Consider the following 23,287-nt stretch of genomic DNA (forward strand, 5'->3'; position numbering starts at 1 on the left):
AACCGCTCCATATAGTATGATGAACGTGTATAAAGGAGTGAGCGTAGTTGAGATTGATTAAATTTCTAGTGGTAATTGCTATATTTGTTGGTGTAGTGGGGTATGGTGTACTACATTTCGGCACAAAATTTGCCTCTGAAAAAATTGTAGATACCTTGTCGACAGAATTAGAAAATAGCGGACAAAAGGAAGAAATCAAAAATACCATTGAAAATGACCCACAATTAAAAGCCTATATGGAAGAGGCGAAAACGGTCGATAGCAGTACATTACCGTTTACGACAAAAGAAGAGGCAACGAAAGTCTTAATTCAAAAAGTGGGCATTACCGATTTGAACGACATGCGTGTAAAATTGCAGGACGGCTCGATGACGCAGGAAGAAGCTCTACAAATGGTGGAAGGCAAATTATCCGATGAAGAGATTGCAGCTTTAAAAGTCATTGTCTATAAAGAGCTTTATGAATAACAAACAGCAGAAGCAATTGTTTGCTTCTGCTGCTTGCATTACCCATTACAGATCATGATTATATTTCCATCTAAATCTTGAATGTTGAAGTAAGCAAAGTCATCAAAACGTTCTATAGGCCGAACAATCGGAATGCCCTTGTCTTGCATAGACTGATAGGCATCGTCAATATTGTTTGTGTAGAAATTAAACAACACATGCTTGGACGGCTGTAACTGAAAGCCAGGATCAAATGTGTGATCGTCTAAGGTAATTCCCGTCTCAGAGGAAATGGGTAAATTGTAGACAGGCGAAACTACCTTCTCTTCACAAAAGGGCAGACCAAGAAGTTGGCTATACCATTCTGCTGATTGACGTAAATCTCGGACATGAATAAAAACATTATTCACCTTCTTGGTAAGAGGGGACGTTACAAAATTCATTCTTTCTACCACCTTTCGCTTGTTATTATAGGAATTAGCTAAAAAAAATTTTTTCACCTGCTTAAAAGAGCATGCTTCATGGCATGTTCTTTTTTATGTCCCATTTTTAAAAATTTTCTTTATATAGTTAGAAAGGACATTTAGATGGAAAGAGGGATCGTCATGATTTATCGAGTAGCCAAAAAGGAGAATTATGTGGTTTTGGATAAAGCATTTTTAAATGATGAGCAATTAAGCTGGAAAGCAAAGGGTCTGCTTGCCTATATGCTGTCTTTGCCAGATGATTGGTCATTTAGTCTTGCAGATTTAGCAATACGTAGTAAATGTGGGCGGGAAGCGACTGCCAAAATTTTGGACGAACTCATAGAGGCGGGCTATCTTCAAAAAGTACAGGAACGAGGAAAAGACGGCAAGTTCGGTAGGGTAGAATTTTTCGTCTATGAAGCATCAAAACGTACTGCTATACCGTCAACGGGAAATTCGTCAACGGTCGTACCATCAACGGAAAAGCCCACACTACTAAATAATAATTTACTAAATAATCAATTACTAAAAGATAAAGATGATAAGGAGTCTACTAACACTGCCTACCACTTTTATGTGCAACAAGGCTTTGGCAAACAAACAGCCTATATTGCTAGTAAAATTCGTCACTGGCTCACTATTTTTTCAGAGGACATGGTCATCTATGCGATGAAGCTAGCGGTGGAGCATAATGTTTTACGCTGGCGGTATGTAGAGAGCATCTTACAAAATTGGTGCCATCAGAACATAAAGAGTCTTGCAGATATTGCTATCGACCAGCAGCGTTTTCAAGCCCGCAAGCAGCAAGTGTCATCACATTCTAAAGCCAGACGACGGGAAATCATTCCGCAGTGGTTTCAGCAGCGTGGTGATCAGGAACAAGAATTTCAGCCAACAATTGATTTTGCAGCAGAACGACAAAAAATTTTAGCCCTCTTACGGAGTGAATAAATTCTCCGCATACCATAAAGGCTTAATCGATGAAAAGTTATCATGATCCTGTAAAATCATGTGAATTCTTTCCAACGCATCGTCAAAGGAGCGTGGGTCATAGTGACGAGTCCAAACAATGGTTGAAAAGACAGTCATGGCTGCATAGAGAGCATATAACCGCCAAAACATATCGTCTGGTGAAGATGAAAAATAGCCATCAATCTGCCCAATACAATAGGGGATACTTTGTCGTCTACTAAACAAGGCAAGATTATAAAAGTCATGATAAGGATCACCCACATCATAGCCATTAAAATCTATCACCCCATTGTAAGTATGTCCTTTACAAATAATGTGACCGAGATGAAAATCATCATGAAGCAGGGTGATGGGGCGTTGCTTTAACAGTGGTAAGTGCGTTTCAATAAAGCGCAATAGTTTAGCTTCTTGTGGAAGTTGATAGGCATCTTGTTGGTATGCCTTCAAATAGGTAGAAAACTTTTTGGGCTGTGTTGTCTCCCAATGAATTATTTGCGGAGGGCTCACTTGATGTATTTTTCTTAATTCTTTCCCCGCCGCAAGCCCAAGGTGGAATTGCTCAGAGTCAGAAAGTTCCTGAATAATTTCATCTGCTGGTGTTTCTTCTAAAAAGCTAACGACCATTGCGGATATATTGGCTTCCTGAAACAAGGTATAGTCAACGGCTTTATGTGTTCTTACACCCTGCTTTGCTAACTCTTGGAGCAAGGAAAACTCTACTGCACGTTTGTCATGATGTGCTAGATCTGACAAGCGCACCAAATAGCGCGTTTCACCAACTGTTACCAGATACTTGCTATCAGGTGAATAGCCTTTGTTAATTTTCACTAGCTGTGTAAAGCCGTGTAAGCTTGGTAATTGACGAATAATCTCTACTGCCTGCACACTTTCTTTCCTCGCTTTCAATATTTTAGAAGAACTAAAATACTACAGAAAACAATACTTTGTCAATGCTTGGAAGCGAGAAAAGAGGTTATAAAATCATAATGAAAAAATAGTAAAAGAGCACAACTAACTAGAAAACACTTTTGTGCGCGCATTTACTAATAGTAAGTGGATGTCCTTGTGACATTCACACTTCATAGCTTCGAGGAAAGAGAGGTGAAACGATCGCAGTAGCCTTAAGCGCGAAAAGAAGCTAATAAGCCTCAAAAGGAACCTCTAATTATCTGTTGTTTACCTTAAAAAACCCAAAAAGAAGAAAAGAATAACATAGCGTCAGTCGCTAAAAATAATAGGAAAGGACGGTGCAACATGAGTTATGTTATTGAAAAACAGATGATGTCAGGGCTACCGAATCAAGCGCTAACGGCAGTCAAATACGTTGTGGCGCATGAATCAGGTAATGGCAGCAATACAGGTCCAAATGCATTGGAAAACGAAATTGCCTATATGAATCGAAATAAAGCCAATGCCTTTGTTTCTCACTGGGTAGGCGGTGGTGGAAGAATCGTACAAGTAGCCCCAGTCAATCTCGTGCAATATGGCTGTGGCCCAAAGGGAAATCCGTATAGCTATGCCCAGGTGGAATTGGCACGGACTGCTGATAAGGAACAATTTAAAAAGGACTATGCGGCTTATATTTGGCTGTTACGTAAGCTTGCGATAGAGGCAGGGATTCCCACTGTTTTAGATGGTAGCGGCAACGGCATTAAGTCACATCGATGGATTGCGGAAAATCTAGGAGGCACTACGCACAAAGATCCTTTTGATTATTTAAAAAGTATGGGGATTACAGAAGCACAGTTCCAGCAAGATATTAAAAATGGGCTTGAGGAGGGATTAACAGTGTCACAATATAATGAGCTAAAACAAGAAATAGAAACGTTGAAAAGCTTACTAGCTGAAAAAGCTAGTTTACAAACAAGCAGAGAAGTGGGAGCAGCCCATAAAGAGGCTTGGGAGTGGGCTATTAGCGAAGGCATTATCCGAGGCGATGGAAGTAAGAACATGAATCCAGCAGGCGCCTTAACAAGAGAGCAAATGGCGACCATGCTGAAACGCTATTACGACAAATTTATAGCCAACTAATTGTGCAGGATAAAGCTCCTATGTCATCACGAGCTTTATCCTTTTTCATTGAATAAAGGTTTTTTTAAAATTTTGTCGAATGTAGTAGAAGAGAGGAGGGGTTTTGATGTTAACCAAAATAAGAAAAGTAAAATTTGAACAAGAAAGAAAAAATCCATTATACCAGGTGGTGATGGAATGTCCCGATGGTAAGCAACTCTATGTAAAATTTGATTATACGTATAAAACAAAAAATTTCTGGCCATTAGAAGTGAATTATAATAAAAAGAACTATGGTGCAAAGCTAGCATGGTATACAAATGAAGTCGAGAATATGACAGTGGCTTTATTTCTAGAAACGATTGCTGGTAAAATCAACAAGAAGTATGATTTTAACTTTAAGAAACAATAAAAAAAGCAGCACCTTGTAGGAGCATACTGCTTAAGACTTGTCCATTATTTAGTTGAGATATAAACAACAAGTGCTGCCTCATCAAATGTTACATTTGCGCCAAGTGCTTGACTGACAAAGCGTAAAGGCACCATTGTTGTACCTTGATATATTTCAGCAGGATGGCTGAGTGTGATTGTTGATGCAGAACCATTTGTATCAACATAAGCCGTTTTATTCCCCACACCAATCACAATTTTTTTACTGTCCTTTGTTGCCGTTACTTTTTTCGTTGCATTATCATAGCTAACCGTTGCCCCAAGAGATTCAAAGATTGCCTTCATTGGCACTAAGGTTGTGCCATTTTTCATATAAGCGCTAGGCGTATAATTTTGCTTCACGTCATTTAAATAGACAGCAACCTTCGTTAATACAGGTGCTACCGTTGCTTTAGGTGCTGGCGTAGCATAACTTTGACCGCCTGAAGAAGACCCTGCATTATTGCCACCATTGCCATTATGATAATGATAGCCAGAACAAAGCCCTTTAGCCTTTGATTTGTCAGAACAGTTGTGACCGCCATTGCTATCTAAACGCCCTGGATGTGCGCTCGCAATAGAGGCTGTGGTGAAAAATAATGTAAGCATCGCCATCAACAAAACCAATTTCTTCATATAAATCCTCCAATTCTCAAAATATGTAATTATTATACTATTGAAAAGAGAATTTTGATATGTTTTTATAGGAAATTAGTTTTAACCCATTAAAAGGCACTACCAGTCAAGATTGGTAGTGCCATTTTGTTATACGGTTAATTGATTTTCGTTTTGGAGATCAATGGCTTTTTGGAGCAGTCGATGCAGAACGGCTGCAAAGGTTGCAATCGTACTGGTTACAAAGATGCTGATAAGTGTCAGCGTAATAATTCCTGTAATATCTTCCTTGCCAGTAAACATTATCATAATTGATGTAATACCTAGCACAAGGCCGGCTACAATAGTGAGAGCACAATTTTTGATCGTTCTCAAAGCCCGTACAGATGATTTGGAGAACGCTTTATGCTGGTCGATGTTCGTTAAGAGGCGATAGGCCTGATACAACGCCGTGTAATAGGGAATGCATAGTGCATACACATAGAGTAAAAAAAGATAAGACAAATAGGAGGATTCGGGATGTGCCGCTGCATCTCTACTGGCTATCCCAGGTAGCCAAAATAGTCCTAAAGCTAATACAGGGATACCTAGCAGCATAATCACACTCTTTAGGAAAATGGTTGACCCCTTTTTATGTTTCATACAAAACACCTCACTGGTAATGATATATTGATTTTAAAATAAAATTTATCGATTTTCAATAAAAATATATTATTATTCATTGATTTTTTTCGTTTTAAAAGACATCCATCCTTATAGGATAGATGCCTTTTAAATGGGATGATTAACATCTTACATATTTACGTTTAAAGCCAATTCTGCCTCGCTCTATTTCCTTTTGAATTGTTTCATAAGCATTTAGCTGTGTGCTTTTCTTGTTGTCTCGCTTCATTTCTACAGGACCAATCGCTTGTGCGGTTGCTACTGCTTGTTCGTGGAGCGGCACATAGGAAATAGCCACTGTATATAAAAAATTATTCATGGCCGATTTTGTACGTTCGGGTACGTCGTGGATGGTATTTTTCACGACATCCAGCATGTTAGCCAGCTTGCTCTCGGAAAATTCGCTATCCTTGCGATTCCCTAATAGCCAGCAATAGCAGCTCCAGCCCGCAGACATTTTCAGTTCCTCACCACTGGCAATCCACGCATCCGCCACCTCCTGAGCAATCGGTGCCTCTGCTAAAGTAACCGCTACTACATAATCCGACAGCATATAAAAATAAGCTGCCTCCATCCATCGATTAAAATCTTCCACAGTCATGGCTTTTGGATCTGCTATGATGCCAGCAAAGTACATCGCATCATAGTTGCCCGTAGCATAAAGCTCTTCTGCTAGAGCCTGATCGATTTTAATTTTCTTCGCAATAGGCTTCATAGCACCTGTTGCCACACCAAATAACGGCTCATGGGCGCCATTTGAAATATACATTTTTTTCGTCCGTTCCTTGCCATGAGCCTCTAGCTCCTGCATCACCAATTCAGCATTCATAATAGCACTTCCTTTTTTTCTGTTTTCTAGATTATTTTTATTATCCTATAAAGAATGTCTTTTTGTAATGGAATAAAAGCATATCATATTAGAATATAAAATATCATATCTGAATATATTTTTGTCAGTCATTTTATATTGAAGGAAGTACCTATTTCCAATTAGCTAGAGCCTATTCCATATAAACATAAATTGAGCTGCATCCGATTCGAGGGCAATTTGATGATAGTCTGTTGAATCATCATCTGTAATCAAGCGACCTTTTTGCACGTTTAAAATGGCATGTTTAACAGAGTCTGGATGTACAATCGCATAGTGGGAGTCTTTTAGAAGAGTGAGGGCAGATCGACATTTATGTTTATCGATGCGCTCATTTTTTCCTTTAAAATACAGCTTAATTAAATAGGGCACATCGTCAATGATTAAACCGAGCTCAGGATTGGAACGCACAATTAAATCGTCACAATACCAATTCGCCTTACCTGGTTCAAACCACTGTACGTTTTTATTTTTTAAGAATCTTATATAGGCTTTGACGGCTTCTTGGTAATTTTTCTGGCGTGCAGGAAGGGCGTTATCCACGATGTCGAGTAAATAGGTATCATTAAAACGATGCTCATGGTATTTTTTTAATCCATCACGCAAGGCTTTCCAATAATCTTTTATTGGATGGTACTCTCCCTGATATTTTATATCCTTCACAAATTTTGTCTTTGCTGCACTTCCCTTCATTGTGAAGTCTGTAAATTGTGTTAAACCAATAGATGGCTTTGTGAGCGTCGTCATTTTTCCATCACCCTTCTTTCATCATCGATGACATACTATAGATTAGTATTATATTGGAAAGGGTACATGTATATGATTGATGGGCTTGTTAACAATCAGCTCCTAACAGTGTTCTATTACAATAAGAAAATCAATTTTTTAAAAAAATATGTTTAGATGTGTTTTGACTGGGAATATAAATAGCGAGCTAGTAAAAAGCTCAAAAAAATATTTAGGAGGAATAGAAATGGCTAACAAGCAAAACAATCGCAACAGAAACAACAATGAAAACATGACTGTCGAAGAAGCGGGACGTAAAGGCGGAGAAGCTACCTCCAGAAATCATGACCGTGATTTTTATGAAGAAATTGGACGTAAAGGCGGAGAGGCTACGTCTAAAAATCATGGACATGAATTTTATCAAGAAATTGGTCGCAAAGGTGGAGAAGCTACGGCTGAAAACCACGGCGAAGAATTTTATGAAGAAATTGGCCGCAAAGGCGGAGAAGCTACCTCTGAAAAGCACGACGACGATTTTTATGAAGAAATAGGACGTAAAGGTGGAGAAGCACGCAATAAACAGCGTAGTAACAACTCCAACAGCAATCAAAATCGTCGAAATAACAATAATAACTAATCACTTTTAAATAGCTTGAAACCCTTCACACACAGGGCGTTTGTAGTTTTAAACTACAGGCGCCTTTTTTGTTGTTAAGTTCCTCTCAATCCACAGGATAAATTTGTTGAATTTCTCCTAATTGTAGTATATATTTAATCCGCTTCTATTTGTTTTTAGAGGAAATGAGGATAGAGAGAATGACACAACTTATAGATAAAGAACTATTTCAGGTAATTCAATCCGTCGTGCAGGCTGTGAACATGACGGTCAAGATAAAACAAGATGATTCAGGTATTAATATGAGCTATAACTTTATTGGGGATTATGTAGGATTTGATGCGAAACGATTAGTAGAGGCAAGAAATGAACTAATGCTTCCAACTTCACTTGAAATTTATGTCAAAACAATGACCCTACATGAGCTAGGTCATGCAGTGGATCGACAAGCATTACAGGCGTCACTTCCACGTACAATTGAAATCTTTACGATGAAAAAGCAACATGCCTTAAAAGAAATATATCGTCAGGAACAACTACTAGCCATGCTGATTGAAGAACATGAAATGAATATTCAATTTGAGCAAACGGCTTGGGAAAATGCATGGATGCTTAACCATACACATCACTTAGTTCCTGAAAAGGACTTTGACTATATCAAACAGCATAGCCTAGCGACCTATCAGCGTTTATATGAGCAAGATTTACAAGCTTATCACCATCTTTTGAACCAGCAGATGGTGCAATTAGTTTAGCTAGAAATAATCATTTCATACCGTCGCGGGAATAGATCAAACCAAATAGGGCAATGTAATACTACTTGGAGGTGATCATTTTGACAAAGGGCAAGCAATATAAACGTCAGTCAGAATTGGCGGAATTAGCGACAGATTTAAGTCCAGATGATTTAGATGTGCGCGAAGAAAATGCTTTAACACAAGAGCAAAAGAAAAATTCGAGCGAAGGAAATCGTTCAAAAAAATCTGCCACACGCAAATCGCAATCATAACGTAAACACCACAATCATTTCCGATTGTGGTGTTATTTTATCTATTTGCCACTTTTACATAGAACTGTACTACCGAGCGTTGATTTAATGTTACAATTTATAGAATGAATGAAAGGAGCTGGAATAAATGATTTTATTTATCGTATTTGTTGGAGTTGTCGTTGTTATAGGCATCGTCAGTAATGCAAATAAAAATCACAGCAAATCAAATGAGCACAATCACCATATCCATTCCACTAACGAATTTTCAACAAATGATGCATATCTTTCCTCCCAGGACAGCCAACAGTGTGCTGATTCTAGTGCTACTACGAGTGACTCATCCTGTGGCTCCGGTGGGGAATGAAGGTGGCCCATTCTGAATTATGGAGATATTGCTAGTAAATTGGCTTACGAGGATTCAAAGTAATCGAACTAAGAGCAAATTTTTTATAACGTGATAAAAAGCGGAGGAGGTCTGTTTTGCACCGATCTTTTCCGAAGTACATATGTAAAATTTCATTACCTCACCACTAGTAACTATTGTTACTAGAGAAGTTGTGAACTGTTCTTTAAGATATAGCGAAAATGAAGCAACAGGCGTAAGATAGAGGAATAGATAGAGAGAATTTGGAGGTAGTAGTTGATATGATTCGATTCGAAAATGATTATGCAGAAGGTGCCCATCCACAAATTTTGCAGCGGTTAGTGGCTACAAATGAAGAACAATCTCCAGGGTATGGTATGGATGAGCATTCCGAAAAAGCAAGAGCCTATATAAAAAAAGCGATTGCAGCGGAGCAGGCAGACATTCACTTTTTAGTTGGTGGTACACAAACGAATACAACCGTGATAGCATCTATTTTGCGTCCTCATCAGGGCGTCATTGCTGCGAGTACAGGGCATATTGCGGTGCATGAAACAGGAGCTATTGAGGCAACGGGTCATAAGGTACTGACATTACCTAGCGATGATGGCAAACTAACTGCGGCACAGGTGAAAGCCTGCTATGATGCGCACTGGCTGGATAGCACTCATGAGCATATGGTGCAGCCAGGCTTAGTGTACATATCACACCCTACAGAAAATGGCACGACCTATAGTAAGGCAGAATTAACAGCCTTACGTGAAGTTTGCCGAGACTGTGACTTACCACTGTTTATAGATGGTGCTCGTTTAGGCTATGGTCTAGTGGCACAAGACAGTGATTTATCTCTCGCTGACATGGCTCAGCTTTGTGATGTATTTTATATTGGTGGTACTAAAATGGGTGCATTGTTTGGAGAAGCAGTCATCATCGTGAATCCTGCGTACCAAAAGGATTTCCGCTACATGATTAAGCAAAGAGGAGGGCTACTTGCCAAAGGTCGATTATTAGGCATTCAGTTCGAAACGCTATTTGAAGATACGCTCTATATGGATATTTCGCATCATGCGGTAGATATGGCAATGCTTATACGACAGGCATTTCTCGATAAAGGCTTCGCAATGCGCTATGATTCAAAAACGAATCAGCAATTTCCAATTTTACCAAACCATCTACTTCCAACGTTAGAAGAAAAATATTCCTTCTCCATTTGGGAAGCATACGATGATACCCATACGGTTGTGCGCTTTTGCACAAGCTGGGCTACGACCAAAGAAAATGTGGATCGTTTAATAGACGACATCTACCGTTTAATATAATCAATCAAGCTGCACCTTCCGTCAAAGGGTGCAGTTTTTTCCTATTATTCCCTAACTCTTGCTATACTATAGATAACAGGAAAGGTGGAAGCGAATGACTAAATACGTAGCACTTTTAAGAGGTATTAATGTAGGTGGGCACAATAAATTAAAAATGGCTGAATTGAGAGACGCGCTGCAACCACTGGGGCTCCAAAACATTCGGACATATATTCAAAGTGGCAATATCCTGTTTGAATCGAGTGAATCAGAAGAATTTTTGCAACAGCAAATTCAAGAGACCATCCAAAGTACCTTCACTATCACTAGTACAGTAATTATCCGTACAGCTGAAGAATTCCGCTCTATTGTGAACAATTGTCCTTTCTCAGAACAAGACTTAGCAGATGCAAGTGCTACAGCTACAGGGGAAAGTCTCCATGTTGCACTACTTTCAACAGTTCCAACTGAAGAGAACGGAGCTAAGTTATTACAATATGTAAGTGAAAAAGAGCGCTGCATTATCAAGGGGAGAGATGTCTATCTGTTATTTCACGATAGCATTCGCAATGCCAAGCTTAGTCAACAACTAACTAAGCTAGAGGTGCCCGCTACAGCTCGCAATTGGAAAACGATGATGAAGCTTGCGACAATGATTGGTGAGTAGGGAAACTCATCTTTTCTATAAGGAGGCGTGTTTGAATGCGACGGGATCAAGTAGGTTATTTTATTTATCCTTTTTTGTACTTCATTGTTAGAACAATGAATCAATGGAGGAAGCATGAGCCGATTGCATGGGGAGAAAATGTGACGATGATGGTCATCACAATGGTCATCATCTATTTCTTTGTTTGGATGTGGAATTGGTCCAAAAAGCCGTATCAATGGAGAAAAAAGAATAATAAAGAAACATAAAGCAAGAGAGCAAATTTCATTATTGAAATGATGCTCTCTTTTTTTTACTTAAACTTTTCAGGTTTTGTGGCTTTAATAGAGGCAATTTCTCCACATTGGGTACAGACAGTGAAAATAAGGGGTGAACCTGAGGAAAAGATGGTATTCACGGGTCTTAAAGCAGCATAGCCATCTAATTTCCCTTCAGAAAAAGATTGACTGCCACAGGCTTTACAACTATATGTATTTGTTTCCATATTCTCACCTCGTAATGTAAGTTTAAGGAAATTATAGCATAGAAAAAACTACAGCGATATGCATCACTGTAGCTCAGAATTGGTTGATACCCCTTGAGGTTTTCTAAAGTATTATAGCATAACAACTTATTCATTGTATAGATGAAGGAAAATATATAAATGTTGCGACTTCATTTGACTTTATCGAATTGGCTATTTGAACGAAAAGATTGGGTGTTTCCTGATTCGTGCTATCTTTATAAATGCCAAGAAGATATTGTAAATTGCTTTCTTCAAAAACAAAGAAGTTAAAAAGCAGGTGCTCAAAATAAATTCCCTGACGACCATCTTGCAGTGTATATGCTTTTCCTGAAAATCTCACTTTCGGTTGAATAGGTCGAATATCAATTTTAAAAATATGCTGTTTCATTTCGTTATGAACATAGAGAATGTTTAATGAATCATGTATGCCCTCTTCATGATCTTTGTAAAATTAGCAAGTTTACAGTAGAGCTATAAAAATGCTAAGTGGATATTAGTTTAAAAATAAATAGTTTAATGTTAAACTATTTTACGTCAGGAGAGCTGATTTGCTCTTTTTCGTGTAATTTGAAGGAGGAATTGAAGATGAATCGAGTAAAAAATAAAGTGGCATTAGTGACAGGTGGAGCTTCTGGTATTGGTTTATCAGCAGCTAGCTTGTTAGCAAAAGAGGGCGCAAAAGTAGTCATTGCTGATTTTAATGTAGAGGGTGCTAAAGAAGCAGCAGCAACTTTAGTCAATAATGGGTATGAGGCAGCAGCCGTTTTCCTTGATGCAGGGGATGCTTCCTCCATTGAAGCGGCCGTGAACTTCACTGTAGAACGATACGGCTCATTAACGGTGCTCTTTAATAATGTTGGTCTAACTAACCTGAAGAAAGATTTAGATATATTAAATATTGATTTAGATGAGTGGGACCGCTTAGTCAATGTGAATTTAAAATCCATATTACTAGGAAGTCGTTTTGCCATTCCACATATGCAAAAAGCGGGCGGGGGCTCAATTATTAATACGGCTTCTATGGCTGCATTCGCCAGTGACCAAATACGTACAGCCTATGGTGCAACAAAAGCAGGTGTGGTGAATATGACGAGAAACATTGCCACACAATTTGGGAAGGATCATATCCGTTGTAATGCGGTTGCACCAGGTCTTATATTAACACCTGCCGCGAAAAACAATATGCCAGAAGAAATGCTGGCCATTTATGCGAAATTTAATGCGCTACCATATCATGGGGAAGCGGATGATATTGGTCATGCAGTTGTATTTTTAGCCTCTGACGAATCAAAATTTATGACGGGCCAAACACTGCAAATTGAAGGCGGACATTACCTCGCTAACCCAACCATAGCTGATACTAATAACTGGCTAGCATCTTTATAGTTAATAAATAAAAGAGGTTGTCTTAAAATAGACAACCTCTTTATTATTTGGCACAAGCTTAGCTACATTTGAGGAGCTTCCAACCCAAACTGAGCCCATTCCTCTTTCGCTGGACCATAAATACCTGGAACAGTTAAACCAGCCTGACGCATCAGAACCGTCATTTGACCGCGATGATGACTTTGATGCTGTAGTAAAAATAATAACAGGGAACCATTGGGCATTTGTTGACCAATAAATTCAATCGTTTCAGTCATTGTCTTGTCAGTCCATTGCGATTGTATCGCTTCCACAAAGGCTTCACTCGCTTGGTGATAGCCATCTGCAATGAACTGAGCAGAAGTAGGAACTGGAAAATCCTTTGCTGGGGCTTCAAACGCTAAATTCGAATTCGAGGTAATAATTCGAATTGCAGTAACCGTGTGCCAAGCAACCCGTCCTAAAGTCCAGTTTTCGGGAGTGATTGCCTGATGTAGCGATTCATCTGTAAGGTGATTAAGTAATTTTTGCGTAGCAGCGGCTTCAAATGCCCAAGACTGTAAAAAATGATCGATTGTTTGAAACATGAAATCCCTCCAAAAATAGCCTATGATGTCTTATTTTCCTATGCTCCTAAAAGAAAAGCAAGATAAAGCACTGCATAAAGGGGAAGGGCAATAGAGAGCAGGATGTACATGCTCCATTCACCTATCGATAATTTTCGTTGCCACCTTGTTAATTTTAGCTGTCGACAATAGATCATACTAGCAAGTAAAAAAATTAATAAAGTAAAATCCTTTAAGTTATCTAAAAAGATGTTCAGAATATCAACTCCTTTAGGCATTTGCAATATATGTGTCAACAAGACGTTCAATGACCATAAGCTGAGCCAACATAAAAAGTGCGTCTCTATCTAACATAGAAACGCACTTCGATTTATTCGTCTCGAATGACAATAAAAACGCCACTAAAAATTAATAGGGAGCCTATCCAAAAGGAAAGCCCAATCGTCTCTCCCAATAAGAGCCAGCCTAAAAATGTGCCAACAATTGGTTGAAAGAAGAAAAATAAGCCGCCACTAGACGCATTCATTAGTTGAAGCCCTTTATTCCACAATAAAAAACCACCGGCTGTTGAGATAATGCCTAAGTAAAGCAAGCCCCCTGAAATGGTCGGTTGTAAAACACTTGCCAGATCTAAATTCTTTAGCCTTGGAAGGACAAAAGGGGTCAATAACATCACGGCAATCATAGATGTATAGGTTGTGACAACAATTTGTGAGTAATGGCTTGGTACCTTTTTGACGAATACCGACATCAATGCCCACGTTAAGGCAGCAAACAGTAAATAGAGTCCACCTAATTGCTGTGTCACATCGATTTGACCATTGCCTACAACGATCCCGACACCAATCGTGGCAAGAGTGATAGAGAAGCATTTTTTCAGCGTAATGCTTTCTTTTAAAATCAAACGGGCGAAGACAACCATAAAAGCAGGGGTTGTAGCAGTAATAATTGCCCCCATCTGCGCGGTGGATAGCATTGTGCCCATTTCCTGTGTCACAATTGAAATCGTGTTCCCAATAAGGCCAACAAGAAAAATGATCAGCCAATCTTTTTTAGCTATTTTCCATGATTGCCTCATCATGATCCCAATGATCCCGAGTGCAATCACTGCGATCAAATAGCGCATCCAAACAAGCTCTAATGGTGGCACAACCTCCACCACTACTTTAACAACTACATACATGGCACCCCAAATACTCGCAGCAAGCGATAAAAAGATGGCACCGATTATTAGATTTCTCATGTTTTTTTCCTCCGTTTTCATAGATACCTATGCCCTTAACGGAGAAAAAGCGCTTCTACCGTTAAGGAAGAAGAAGTGCTGGTACGTCCTGTTCAAATAATGGAGCAAACATCATAATAATCCCACCATCCTCAAGTCATTTTTTAATAGTATAATAGAATACACATCGTTTTCATAGGGAGATTTCATGAAAGCAAAAAGAGGGGGATGAAAATGGTAATACTTCAATACGAGATGGAAGAGAAGGATTTGCCAACCATAAAGGAGGTCTATCAATCTGTAGGGTGGATGAAACATGATGAACAGATTATCAAACAAGTTTTCGATGCAAGCACACATCAAGTTTTCGCCGTGGTAGATGGAAAAATAGTGGGCTTTGCTAGAGCTTTGTCAGATGGCGTATTTAATGCCGCCATTTACGATGTGGTTGTGCATCAAGCCTATCAAGGCACAGGGATTGCACGTTTACTTCTGGAGGATATGATCGCACAGTTAAGGGAGGTATCCTGCATTCAGTTAATCGCCACAACAGGGAATGAACCGTTTTATGCAAAAATGGGCTTTAGAAAATTGAAAACGGGTATGGCCATCTATAAAAATCAGCAACTAGCTCAAGAATATCTGGATTAAAGGAAATGGTCGGAAACCCACAAATGGTTTCCGACCTTACAATTTTATTTCATTATAATTAGACTGGATGAAATAGCTGTTAGTGGACACCTGCTTATAGTGCCCTACATTCCACTCATTCAAGTTGATTAAATCCTTAAGGAATTTGGGGACAGGGCAATTCCAATCTACATTTGCTATTGTTAGTGGGAAATTATCCTCAGCGGGATTAGGTGTATGGATATTAACTGAATCCAAACCAGCATCCTCCTCTACAAACTCCATCCATATTTGATAAGGTTTTCCGAATGTCGAGAGCCTTTCTGATAAGCGGTTATATAGGGCTATATGTGCTTTGATGTGCTCTCTTCTTATCTTTAAACCATCATTGCCGTACCCGTAAAAATCAAGGTGAGTGTGCCACAAATTAAACCAACCTTCTTCGTCAAAGTCTACAATAGATAGCTCTGTGGTTGTTTGTCGCCATAAGTTACGGAAATAACGCCTTTTCCCACGAAATTTTTTCAAATTACTGTTCCTCCATTTAAAAAGCTGTTCCTTTCATTGCGTTGCCTTTTATTAAAATAAAGGCTTTGGCAATCCACTAAGATGCGCGATAACAGAGATTTGCCCAATATGGTAAGCTTCATGTGAGTAAACATGATGAAACAACCAGTTAAGTGTAGGGACGGAAGGTGGCGTCCAACCATCGGAAAACTTCGGCACCTCGACTATTTCATTGAGCTGCGATTCGTCTAATGTATGTAGAATGTCATCCGTATAATTTCTAATTTGAATATAGCTATCTAGTATTTCCTTAGGCGAACAATCATCGTGAAGGTTTAATATACAAGGATTTTTAAGTCCAATTTCATTCACCCAATAGTCTTCGCTACTTGATAAATGAGAAATAATCCATGCTACATTATTTGGATAAAACTCAGATGTCTTAAACCAAAACGTCTCATCAAGTGTGCTTAGGTAAGGTATTAACGTTTTTCTAAGATCATTACGATATGGAAATAGCACATCTATACATCCTTTCATTTATTAATAGGTTTATTGTATAGGAACAAGCACGGGATAGGAAATGAATCCTTTTTTCTCAGATTAAAAGAGGTCTGGAATATTAAAAAAATCACCTAGAGGAAGGTGATTAAATCGGATTGACTTTAAGTTCTCTTAGAATTAAAAGAACGCCCATTCCATACACAATAGAAATGGCTAAAGGTACAAGTGTGAAGGCTTGATCGACAAAGAAGCCACCTAAAATCAGAGCAGAAAAGCAGACGCCTAGAGTCACAAATAAATAAGCCTTACTTTTATAAATCCATATGTATGGCAGAAAATGAGAGCCTGCAAGTAAACCAATTGTAAAGGGAAGATATTCAGGTATGTTCATATACACAATGATAAATACAGGTATGTAAAAAGCTTGAGGAGCGGCAACGATTCCTCCTAACGTCCCTAAAGGATTGCCAGTAGCGTTTAAATTAATCCCAAGAATTTTACTAATACCTAAACCGATAGGGAAAATGGCACCTAAGCCAAATATCCAACTTAAACGAACTGCTTCGATTGGCAAAACTAAGGGCATTAGAGTAAAAAGTAAAAAGACAACCGCACCAGAAAGTAAAATGGGAAATCCCTTTTTTACTTCAACGATCATTTCCTTTTGTAAATCTTCCAGTGTTTTATCCATCAACGCACCATCCTTCATGAAATAAATAGAATATAACCTATAATATACCAGTATATTTCTATTTTTACCACAGATGATTTTGAATGGAATTTTTTAGAAAAGTTTGCGATCCATTGCCTAAAAAATTCTTGAAGACCAAGATTATTATTAAAATTGTTGATTAGTGAAAGAAAGTCATTCCTTTTATCTTTCTTACGTTATAAGTACCTAAGGAGAATTTTGGGATTGGAAAATGAAATAGTCGTCACCTTCTATAGAATGGTTATTACCTCTAACAAAAACGCAATTTACTCAAACATCATGCATGTTTAAAGGTTACTCGCTTTTTTTTTGTCTCAATGTTAGCATTGTAGAATATTGGAGGTATCATATGGGACGAGATAAAAAATTTTCTGAACAAGACCTTTGGCATCATACGCATCAGCTTTTGCTATCTGTTGGATATCAAGGGTTTACAATGAGCTTGCTTGCACAAAGTATTGGCGTATCAAGGGCCGCAATTTATAAACAATATCCAAATAAAGAAGAACTTATTATTCAATTTATGGTTTGGCAAATGGAAAAAAGCATCGAGAACCTTTCAAATGTTAATTTTTCGCAATCATTTGAACAACAGCTTGAGGACTTACTTGTTCGTATGTTTGATATGCGCGACCTACATCAAATTTTAGGATTCGCCTCACAAATTAATGACGTATCGCTAGTTGTGAAGCAAAAAAAGGAAGTATTAAATAACATGCATGGTGGACTTTACATACCACTTCAACAAGTAATTAAGCAGGGTAAGGAAGAGGGGATAATTGCAGAAGATCGTAACAACTTTATTTTGCTTAGCTTCATTTTTCAATTGATTGACATGCCAAACCATCTCAATATGCCTATAGAAAGCTTTTTAAAGGAGATCAAATTGCTTATTTTACATGGTATTTCAAAATAAGTAACAAGTATGTCACTTATTTTAGTTACACATGTGTAACTTTTGTGTATAATGAAAAAGAATTCATATTTAGCAGGATTCAATCTTTGCTCATATAAATTCTATTTCTAATATGGAGGCTACATCATGTTTTTAGCACTAAAAGAATTAAAATATGCGAAGTTCCGCTATGTAATGATGACCACAATTATCATTTTAATCGCATGGCTCGTGTTCATTTTATCGGGACTTGGCAACGGTTTAGCGACTTTGAGTGCCGCTACACTGAAAAATATCGACGCAGAATACGTTGTCTATGAAGAAACAGCAGGGGCTACATTCGCAAAATCGATCCTGTCAGAAAATCTGCAAGATGATTTAGAAAAACAAAAAAATGTAGATAAAGTCGCTGCGTTTGGCGCTTCTACAATAGCAGTCGGCAAAACAAAGTCAAAAGATGCCGATTCGAAGGAAGATGTCGCATTTTTAGGCGTTGAGCCAGACGCATTTTTTATGCCAGAGGTAATCGAGGGTGAAAAATTATCATACGACAACAAAAAAGGTGTTGTTATTAACGATACGTTAAAAGAAGCAGGCTACAAGATTGGTGATATTTTACTAGTAGCAAACTCTGACATGAAATTAGAAGTGGTAGGTTATGTGAAAGGAGAAACCTATAATCACTTACCTGCTATTTTCACAGTACTGGAAAACTGGCGTGATTATCAATATGCAGCTCCTGGCTCTGATAATGATACGGACAAGGCTGTACAAGCTTTCTTCCTAAAGGCTCCTAACTTAGAAGATCCATCTACTATCGATAAAGCCGTAAAAGATGTTGAAACGGTTACAAAGAAAACAGCAATCAACGGTATGCCTGGTTATAAAGAAGAAAACGGCACTATTATGATGATGCTTGCTTTTTGTATCGTTATCTCTGCATTTATTATTGCTGTATTCTTCTACGTCATTACAATGCAAAAGACACAACAATTTGGTGTCATGAAAGCAATTGGCGCTAGCAATGGTTTCATCGGTAAAGCAATTGTTGCACAAGTAGCGATTCTATCAGTATTAGGTATCGTTATTGGTATCGTCTTCACATACTTAACGGCTAAAATTTTACCAGAGGGTATGCCATTTGACTTAGAACCGACCTTAATCATTACCTATGCGATTGTTTTATTAATTATTGCATTATTAAGTTCAATTGTTTCTGTACGTCAAATCGTTAAAATCGATCCATTAACAGCATTAGGGAGAGTGGAATAAATGGCGCTATTATCATTACAAAATGTTTCTAAAAGCTATAAAGAAGGCGCTAGCACTGTCCAAGCATTAAAGCAAGCAACACTTGAAGTAGAAGCTGGGGAGCTAGTAGCCATTATCGGTCCATCAGGTTCGGGTAAAAGTACACTACTTTCAATTGCAGGCGCTCTATTACAGATGTCAGAGGGTACTGTAGAAATTAACGGCAGGAATATTGTTCATCTTTCAGCAAAACAATTAGCAAGTTTCCGTTTAAAAGAGCTTGGTTTCATTTTACAAACATCTAACTTAGTACCTTACTTAAATGTACTTGATCAATTACTACTGGTGAAAAAAATGGGTGGTAAAGTGACAAAAGATGATAAAGAGTTTGCAAAGCAACTACTTACAGAGCTTGGCTTAAGTGATAAATGTAAAAAAATGCCGAATGAATTATCAGGTGGTGAGCGTCAACGTGTTGCGATTGCGCGCGCATTCATGAATAACTCAAAAGTGATTTTAGCCGATGAACCAACTGCTAGCCTTGACTCTAAACGGGCACTTGAAGTCGTAAAGCTTCTTGCCAAAGAAGCAAAAGAACGTAACAAAGCTGCCATAATGGTAACCCATGATGAACGAATGCTACAGTTCTGTGACCATGTATATCGTATGGAAGATGGCGTGCTCACGCAACAATCTTAATCAATACAAAATAGAGGCTGGTATTAGCTTTCATCAAAAAGGATTCGTACTTTTGTGTCAGTAAAAGTGCGAGTCCTTTTCGTTATAGAAAGGAATATTAAATGATTTTTATTGTTTAAACGATCAACCTAAGCTAGGAAAAACATTTGATGATTATGCACGTTTATCAAGCCTCTTCAAAAACTACTACGCAGGTCTTTGGGATGGAACCCTACAATAATCTGTATGCTTTAAAGCCTGATTTTGATGCCATAACGGAGTATGCTAGGCTGCATAATAAAGGCGGATTTCATGCGTTTATGCCTGATACAAAGGAAGGAATAGCAGAGAGCCGAAACTTTTGCTCACTCTATGGCATTGATGTGGAAGCTGCCACAGGTATATCCAACGGGGCTTTTACCTGTTATTTTTTAAATATAAATGTTTTTAATCAAGAGTACATATTTAGAAAAGCTACCTTTATATTGAATATGCCATTTTCAATATAAAGGTAGGATAAAAAAATTAATATTTGACTTTAGTAATAATAGGGGTTTCAACTCTACTATTCAATTTTTGGAATAGCCAGATAGCAAGGAATAAAGCCATGCTTACAGTACCAAAACCGACCCAATTCAAATTTAGGACAGAGGTATGACTGATGACAAACCCACCTAATGCAGACCCCAGTGCAAAACCGAATTGGATAAAGGAGGTATTTATGCTTAGGGCAATGTCTGGATTTCGAGGTACTAGTGTAACAAGAAGGAGCTGCTGGGCAGGAGAAATACTCCAAGTTGCTACCATAAAAATCATTAAAATCAAGATCAATACAAAGAGATTGATACCAGCTAGTGCGAATAAGAGGAGCGTTACTGCTTGTAACAGCAATCCAAAACAAATGGTAAAACGCGAACCCTTTGCATCAGCCAATTGCCCGCCCACTCTTGAGCCAAGAAAGCTACAGATGCCAGCTAAAAATAGAATGCCACTAATTTCAGTCATAGAAAGAGGGGATGTGGCTTGCAAGAAAGGCGTAATATAAGTAAATAGGGTAGCGTAGCCACCGACATAAAATAAAGTAATCGCCAGGGCAGTTAGAATTTTTGAATCTTTTAAAATCGAAAGCTGCGACCTGAGTGTAACAGCTTCTTCCTCCTTGATAACTGGAATTTTTTTATAGATGATAAGCAGTGGAAGAATGGTTAATAAACCGATCAACATAAATAAAACTCTCCATCCAAATATTTCGCTAAAAAATGTGCCAATTGGAACACCCAGCACGAGCGAACTACTTAGTCCCATCAAAATGATGCCGATAGCACGGCCTCTTCGTTCTTTTTCAACTAATCGAGTAGCTACTGCCATGGCTACCACTGTAGCAATTCCTCCGCTAACCCCTTGAATAATTCGTATCCCTAGTGCGTACTCAAAAGAAGAGCTGATAAACATGAATCCGTTACTAATAATGAACACACTAACGGTAGCCATAAGCAACTTTTTGCGATCCACATTGATCGTGAGCGCAATGAGAATTGGAGCGAAAATGGCTGCTGCTAGGGCAAATAAAGTCACTAATAACCCAGCTTCTGAAATCGTTACTCCAAAGTCGACGGCAATCATTTCAATAACGCCTGTAATAATGTACTCAACGGTTCCGATTAGGAAAACAATGAGTGATAAAACATAGATAATCAGCTTATTTTTCAACTCAATTCACGCTTCTTTCAGCTATTTATAATAGGTATTTGTATCTCCATTAATTGGACGTTTTGGGTTGTAGATAATGGTAAATAGATTTCTCTACCTGGTTCGTTTTCCTTGACTTGATAGTTATTTTCTACAATCCAGTTAGCTAAATCAACACAGGCTGTACAAGCAAAGTTAGAATCTGAACGAAAGGTCATTGTGGCCATCATTGGCTCAGGAGGAAGAGTCCGTAGTTGAAATGTATCAGGGAGTGATGAAAGCTCCTTGGTTAAAAAATAACCGACTTCAAATTCAAACTCGTCTTCTTTCTCCTCTATTTCTTTCCATAAAACAACCTGAGGACTTTGAGCTAATTGGCGCATTTCCTTTGTTAGTAATTGATTAAATGTACAAAACAGATCTGGAATATCTTCTTCTCTCCCGCGTGCTTTCAAAGAAAGAAATTGCTGAGCATCCACTGCCTTGATGCGGATTTCTTGATCTGATTCCACCTGACCCTCTCGTTCTAAAAGTTGCATACGTTCTTCAATTCGTGCAAGCTTGGCCTGTTCCGTCTGGATAATATGTTGAATCTCACTTTTTTTCAGCTTAAACATCCCTTGTATATCTTTTAACGAAATATCTTCTTGGAGCAAACGTATAATTTGTGGCAAGGTAAACCCCAATTCCTTATAGAGAAAGATCCGATTGAGCTCTAGTAGCTGGTCTGCTGAATAGTATCGGTAGCAAGTATCATGGTCCACCTTTCTCGGCTTTAATATGCCAATCTGATCATAATAGCGCAATGTTTTTAAGGATACTTTGCTTAGCCTAGAAAATTCACTGATTTTAAACAAAATATCACCTCCAATCTAATAACTTAATGCAAGTATACAGTTTCCTGTGCAGGGGAAAGTCAAATGCTTTTTAAATAACCTTACTACAATCTAATGTAGTAAGGCTCTTGTGAATATTTCAATGAATGTTAAATATATAAATAACAATAATATTATAATTAAAAACAATTATTATTTATTGTTAATCAATAAATTTTGTGTTAAATTTATGGTGTCATTAAATAAGTGAGGTGCTTTCAATGAATGTTAAACCAGGTTTAACATCTTTTTTAAAGGTAATAATTCTTCTGGCTGGGATGGCCATTCTTGCCCTATGTATATTTTTTGTACCTCCTATGGCTCATTTCGCATCGAGTTTGTATCCGAATTTTTACCCAATGAACGATCTCATTTTCATTGTGATGTATGGATCGGCTGTACCTTTTTACATTGCTCTCTATCAGGCTTTTAATCTTTTACGGTACATTGAAGCGAATACAGCTTTCTCGGAATTATCTGTAAAAGCATTAAAGTACATAAAGTGGTGTGCGATAATAATCAGTGGCTTGCACCTATTAGCTTCACCACTTTTTCATTTTATAACAAACAAAATGGATCCTCCTTTTGGAATAGTGGGACTCCTCATCATTTTTGTTTCACTAGTTATCGCCATTTTTGCGGCTGTCCTCCAGCGGCTTCTACAAGAAGTGACGAATATAAAATTAGAAAATGATTTAACGGTCTGAGATGGATGATATGGTGATATTAGCCAAACGAAAACTGCTCATAGAAGAG

General features: G+C 38.2%; 32 protein-coding genes. 18 read left to right on the forward strand and 14 right to left on the reverse strand.

The window, feature by feature from the left end; translation table 11 throughout:
• Positions 1–47: 47 nt before the first annotated feature.
• The gene (locus tag AC1RFD_RS04770; RefSeq protein ID WP_048393864.1) at positions 48–467 is read left to right on the forward strand and encodes a hypothetical protein; all 420 of its coding nucleotides are present in this window, start codon (positions 48–50) and stop codon (positions 465–467) included.
• 38 nt (positions 468–505) lie between these two features.
• On the opposite strand, the gene AC1RFD_RS04775 is transcribed toward AC1RFD_RS04770, so the two are convergent.
• The gene (locus AC1RFD_RS04775; RefSeq protein ID WP_066038485.1) at positions 506–889 is read right to left on the reverse strand and encodes a VOC family protein; all 384 of its coding nucleotides are present in this window, start codon (positions 887–889) and stop codon (positions 506–508) included.
• A 162-nt stretch (positions 890–1,051) separates the two neighbouring features.
• Between AC1RFD_RS04775 and AC1RFD_RS04780 the strand changes: the two genes are divergently transcribed.
• On the forward strand, positions 1,052–1,864 hold the full coding sequence (locus AC1RFD_RS04780; protein WP_492474555.1) for a DnaD domain protein: 813 nt from the start codon (positions 1,052–1,054) through the stop codon (positions 1,862–1,864).
• Here the strand turns inward: AC1RFD_RS04780 and AC1RFD_RS04785 are convergent.
• Positions 1,850–2,770, reverse strand: a complete 921-nt coding sequence (locus AC1RFD_RS04785; RefSeq protein WP_492474556.1) for a phosphotransferase family protein — start codon at positions 2,768–2,770, stop codon at positions 1,850–1,852. The genes AC1RFD_RS04780 and AC1RFD_RS04785 overlap by 15 nt on opposite strands.
• Positions 2,771–3,139: 369 nt before the next feature.
• Here AC1RFD_RS04785 and AC1RFD_RS04790 point away from each other — a divergent pair, with 369 nt between their 5' ends.
• On the forward strand, positions 3,140–3,916 hold the full coding sequence (locus AC1RFD_RS04790; protein ID WP_103117966.1) for an N-acetylmuramoyl-L-alanine amidase: 777 nt from the start codon (positions 3,140–3,142) through the stop codon (positions 3,914–3,916).
• 106 nt (positions 3,917–4,022) lie between these two features.
• A complete protein-coding gene (locus AC1RFD_RS04795; RefSeq protein ID WP_048393855.1) occupies positions 4,023–4,307 on the forward strand; it encodes a hypothetical protein in 285 nt (94 codons plus the stop codon).
• Positions 4,308–4,351: 44 nt separating this feature from the next.
• On the opposite strand, the gene AC1RFD_RS04800 is transcribed toward AC1RFD_RS04795, so the two are convergent.
• The 4 genes from AC1RFD_RS04800 to AC1RFD_RS04815 form a co-directional block, all read right to left on the reverse strand.
• On the reverse strand, positions 4,352–4,960 hold the full coding sequence (locus AC1RFD_RS04800) for a copper amine oxidase N-terminal domain-containing protein (protein WP_054549412.1): 609 nt from the start codon (positions 4,958–4,960) through the stop codon (positions 4,352–4,354).
• A 129-nt stretch (positions 4,961–5,089) separates the two neighbouring features.
• The gene (locus AC1RFD_RS04805; protein WP_333880772.1) at positions 5,090–5,581 is read right to left on the reverse strand and encodes a DUF2975 domain-containing protein; all 492 of its coding nucleotides are present in this window, start codon (positions 5,579–5,581) and stop codon (positions 5,090–5,092) included.
• Between the two features lie 142 nt (positions 5,582–5,723).
• Positions 5,724–6,431 carry a DNA alkylation repair protein gene (locus AC1RFD_RS04810; RefSeq protein ID WP_054549410.1) on the reverse strand — a complete coding sequence of 236 codons (708 nt, stop codon included), beginning with the start codon at positions 6,429–6,431 and terminating at the stop codon, positions 5,724–5,726.
• A gap of 165 nt (positions 6,432–6,596) precedes the next feature.
• The gene (locus AC1RFD_RS04815) at positions 6,597–7,217 is read right to left on the reverse strand and encodes a hypothetical protein (protein ID WP_054549409.1); all 621 of its coding nucleotides are present in this window, start codon (positions 7,215–7,217) and stop codon (positions 6,597–6,599) included.
• A gap of 226 nt (positions 7,218–7,443) precedes the next feature.
• On the opposite strand from AC1RFD_RS04815, the gene AC1RFD_RS04820 reads away from it, so the two are divergent.
• The 7 genes from AC1RFD_RS04820 to AC1RFD_RS04850 all read left to right on the forward strand — a co-directional run bounded on the left by AC1RFD_RS04820 (position 7,444) and on the right by AC1RFD_RS04850 (position 11,380).
• Positions 7,444–7,833, forward strand: coding sequence for a KGG domain-containing protein (locus AC1RFD_RS04820; protein WP_048393844.1), 390 nt, complete (start codon positions 7,444–7,446; stop codon positions 7,831–7,833).
• Between the two features lie 179 nt (positions 7,834–8,012).
• The gene (locus tag AC1RFD_RS04825) at positions 8,013–8,567 is read left to right on the forward strand and encodes a hypothetical protein (RefSeq protein WP_054549408.1); all 555 of its coding nucleotides are present in this window, start codon (positions 8,013–8,015) and stop codon (positions 8,565–8,567) included.
• Positions 8,568–8,638: 71 nt separating this feature from the next.
• Positions 8,639–8,821, forward strand: coding sequence for a hypothetical protein (locus tag AC1RFD_RS04830; protein ID WP_227744851.1), 183 nt, complete (start codon positions 8,639–8,641; stop codon positions 8,819–8,821).
• A gap of 127 nt (positions 8,822–8,948) precedes the next feature.
• The gene (locus AC1RFD_RS04835) at positions 8,949–9,167 is read left to right on the forward strand and encodes a hypothetical protein (RefSeq protein ID WP_054549407.1); all 219 of its coding nucleotides are present in this window, start codon (positions 8,949–8,951) and stop codon (positions 9,165–9,167) included.
• Between the two features lie 281 nt (positions 9,168–9,448).
• Entirely contained in the window at positions 9,449–10,486 is a 1,038-nt protein-coding gene (locus AC1RFD_RS04840) for a threonine aldolase family protein (RefSeq protein WP_048393840.1), read from the forward strand.
• 94 nt (positions 10,487–10,580) lie between these two features.
• A complete protein-coding gene (locus AC1RFD_RS04845) occupies positions 10,581–11,132 on the forward strand; it encodes a DUF1697 domain-containing protein (protein ID WP_054549406.1) in 552 nt (183 codons plus the stop codon).
• 35 nt (positions 11,133–11,167) lie between these two features.
• Positions 11,168–11,380, forward strand: a complete 213-nt coding sequence (locus tag AC1RFD_RS04850; RefSeq protein ID WP_048393837.1) for a hypothetical protein — start codon at positions 11,168–11,170, stop codon at positions 11,378–11,380.
• Positions 11,381–11,424: 44 nt separating this feature from the next.
• Here the strand turns inward: AC1RFD_RS04850 and AC1RFD_RS04855 are convergent, their stop codons facing one another.
• Positions 11,425–11,616, reverse strand: coding sequence for a hypothetical protein (locus AC1RFD_RS04855; protein WP_048393836.1), 192 nt, complete (start codon positions 11,614–11,616; stop codon positions 11,425–11,427).
• 606 nt (positions 11,617–12,222) lie between these two features.
• On the opposite strand from AC1RFD_RS04855, the gene AC1RFD_RS04860 reads away from it, so the two are divergent.
• Positions 12,223–13,023 (forward strand): SDR family NAD(P)-dependent oxidoreductase, encoded by an 801-nt coding sequence (locus tag AC1RFD_RS04860; protein WP_048393834.1) that lies wholly within the window; start codon positions 12,223–12,225, stop codon positions 13,021–13,023.
• A gap of 62 nt (positions 13,024–13,085) precedes the next feature.
• Here AC1RFD_RS04860 and AC1RFD_RS04865 read toward each other — a convergent pair whose 3' ends face one another.
• Together AC1RFD_RS04865 and AC1RFD_RS04870 are read right to left on the reverse strand one after the other, a co-directional pair.
• The gene (locus AC1RFD_RS04865) at positions 13,086–13,589 is read right to left on the reverse strand and encodes a DinB family protein (protein ID WP_048393832.1); all 504 of its coding nucleotides are present in this window, start codon (positions 13,587–13,589) and stop codon (positions 13,086–13,088) included.
• Between the two features lie 349 nt (positions 13,590–13,938).
• Positions 13,939–14,811: a DMT family transporter gene (locus AC1RFD_RS04870; protein ID WP_054549404.1), complete on the reverse strand. Its 873-nt coding sequence runs from the start codon at positions 14,809–14,811 to the stop codon at positions 13,939–13,941.
• A gap of 213 nt (positions 14,812–15,024) precedes the next feature.
• On the opposite strand from AC1RFD_RS04870, the gene AC1RFD_RS04875 reads away from it, so the two are divergent.
• Complete coding sequence (locus AC1RFD_RS04875; protein WP_048393829.1) at positions 15,025–15,441, forward strand: GNAT family N-acetyltransferase; 417 nt, start codon at positions 15,025–15,027, stop codon at positions 15,439–15,441.
• Between the two features lie 36 nt (positions 15,442–15,477).
• Here the strand turns inward: AC1RFD_RS04875 and AC1RFD_RS04880 are convergent, their stop codons facing one another.
• The 3 genes from AC1RFD_RS04880 to AC1RFD_RS04890 all read right to left on the reverse strand — a co-directional run bounded on the left by AC1RFD_RS04880 (position 15,478) and on the right by AC1RFD_RS04890 (position 17,122).
• Positions 15,478–15,948 carry a hypothetical protein gene (locus AC1RFD_RS04880; protein ID WP_054549403.1) on the reverse strand — a complete coding sequence of 157 codons (471 nt, stop codon included), beginning with the start codon at positions 15,946–15,948 and terminating at the stop codon, positions 15,478–15,480.
• Between the two features lie 51 nt (positions 15,949–15,999).
• Positions 16,000–16,449, reverse strand: a complete 450-nt coding sequence (locus AC1RFD_RS04885) for a DinB family protein (protein WP_054549402.1) — start codon at positions 16,447–16,449, stop codon at positions 16,000–16,002.
• Between the two features lie 127 nt (positions 16,450–16,576).
• Positions 16,577–17,122: a DUF7010 family protein gene (locus tag AC1RFD_RS04890; protein ID WP_048393824.1), complete on the reverse strand. Its 546-nt coding sequence runs from the start codon at positions 17,120–17,122 to the stop codon at positions 16,577–16,579.
• Positions 17,123–17,492: 370 nt separating this feature from the next.
• On the opposite strand from AC1RFD_RS04890, the gene AC1RFD_RS04895 reads away from it, so the two are divergent.
• From AC1RFD_RS04895 to AC1RFD_RS04910, 4 genes are all read left to right on the forward strand, one after another.
• Positions 17,493–18,059, forward strand: a complete 567-nt coding sequence (locus AC1RFD_RS04895) for a TetR/AcrR family transcriptional regulator (protein WP_048393822.1) — start codon at positions 17,493–17,495, stop codon at positions 18,057–18,059.
• Between the two features lie 126 nt (positions 18,060–18,185).
• Entirely contained in the window at positions 18,186–19,310 is a 1,125-nt protein-coding gene (locus AC1RFD_RS04900; protein ID WP_048393820.1) for an ABC transporter permease, read from the forward strand.
• The gene (locus AC1RFD_RS04905; protein ID WP_112117959.1) at positions 19,311–19,988 is read left to right on the forward strand and encodes an ABC transporter ATP-binding protein; all 678 of its coding nucleotides are present in this window, start codon (positions 19,311–19,313) and stop codon (positions 19,986–19,988) included.
• A 149-nt stretch (positions 19,989–20,137) separates the two neighbouring features.
• Positions 20,138–20,476 (forward strand): hypothetical protein, encoded by a 339-nt coding sequence (locus tag AC1RFD_RS04910; protein WP_281216552.1) that lies wholly within the window; start codon positions 20,138–20,140, stop codon positions 20,474–20,476.
• 16 nt (positions 20,477–20,492) lie between these two features.
• On the opposite strand, the gene AC1RFD_RS04915 is transcribed toward AC1RFD_RS04910, so the two are convergent.
• The gene (locus AC1RFD_RS04915) at positions 20,493–21,677 is read right to left on the reverse strand and encodes an MFS transporter (protein ID WP_115673753.1); all 1,185 of its coding nucleotides are present in this window, start codon (positions 21,675–21,677) and stop codon (positions 20,493–20,495) included.
• A 17-nt stretch (positions 21,678–21,694) separates the two neighbouring features.
• On the reverse strand, positions 21,695–22,513 hold the full coding sequence (locus AC1RFD_RS04920) for a MerR family transcriptional regulator (RefSeq protein WP_281216551.1): 819 nt from the start codon (positions 22,511–22,513) through the stop codon (positions 21,695–21,697).
• A gap of 239 nt (positions 22,514–22,752) precedes the next feature.
• Between AC1RFD_RS04920 and AC1RFD_RS04925 the strand changes: the two genes are divergently transcribed.
• Positions 22,753–23,238 (forward strand): DUF2975 domain-containing protein, encoded by a 486-nt coding sequence (locus tag AC1RFD_RS04925; RefSeq protein WP_328025267.1) that lies wholly within the window; start codon positions 22,753–22,755, stop codon positions 23,236–23,238.
• The last annotated feature ends 49 nt before the right edge of the window (positions 23,239–23,287 follow it).

The sequence above is a fragment of the Lysinibacillus sp. GW823-FHT02G10 genome, assembly GCF_058797135.1.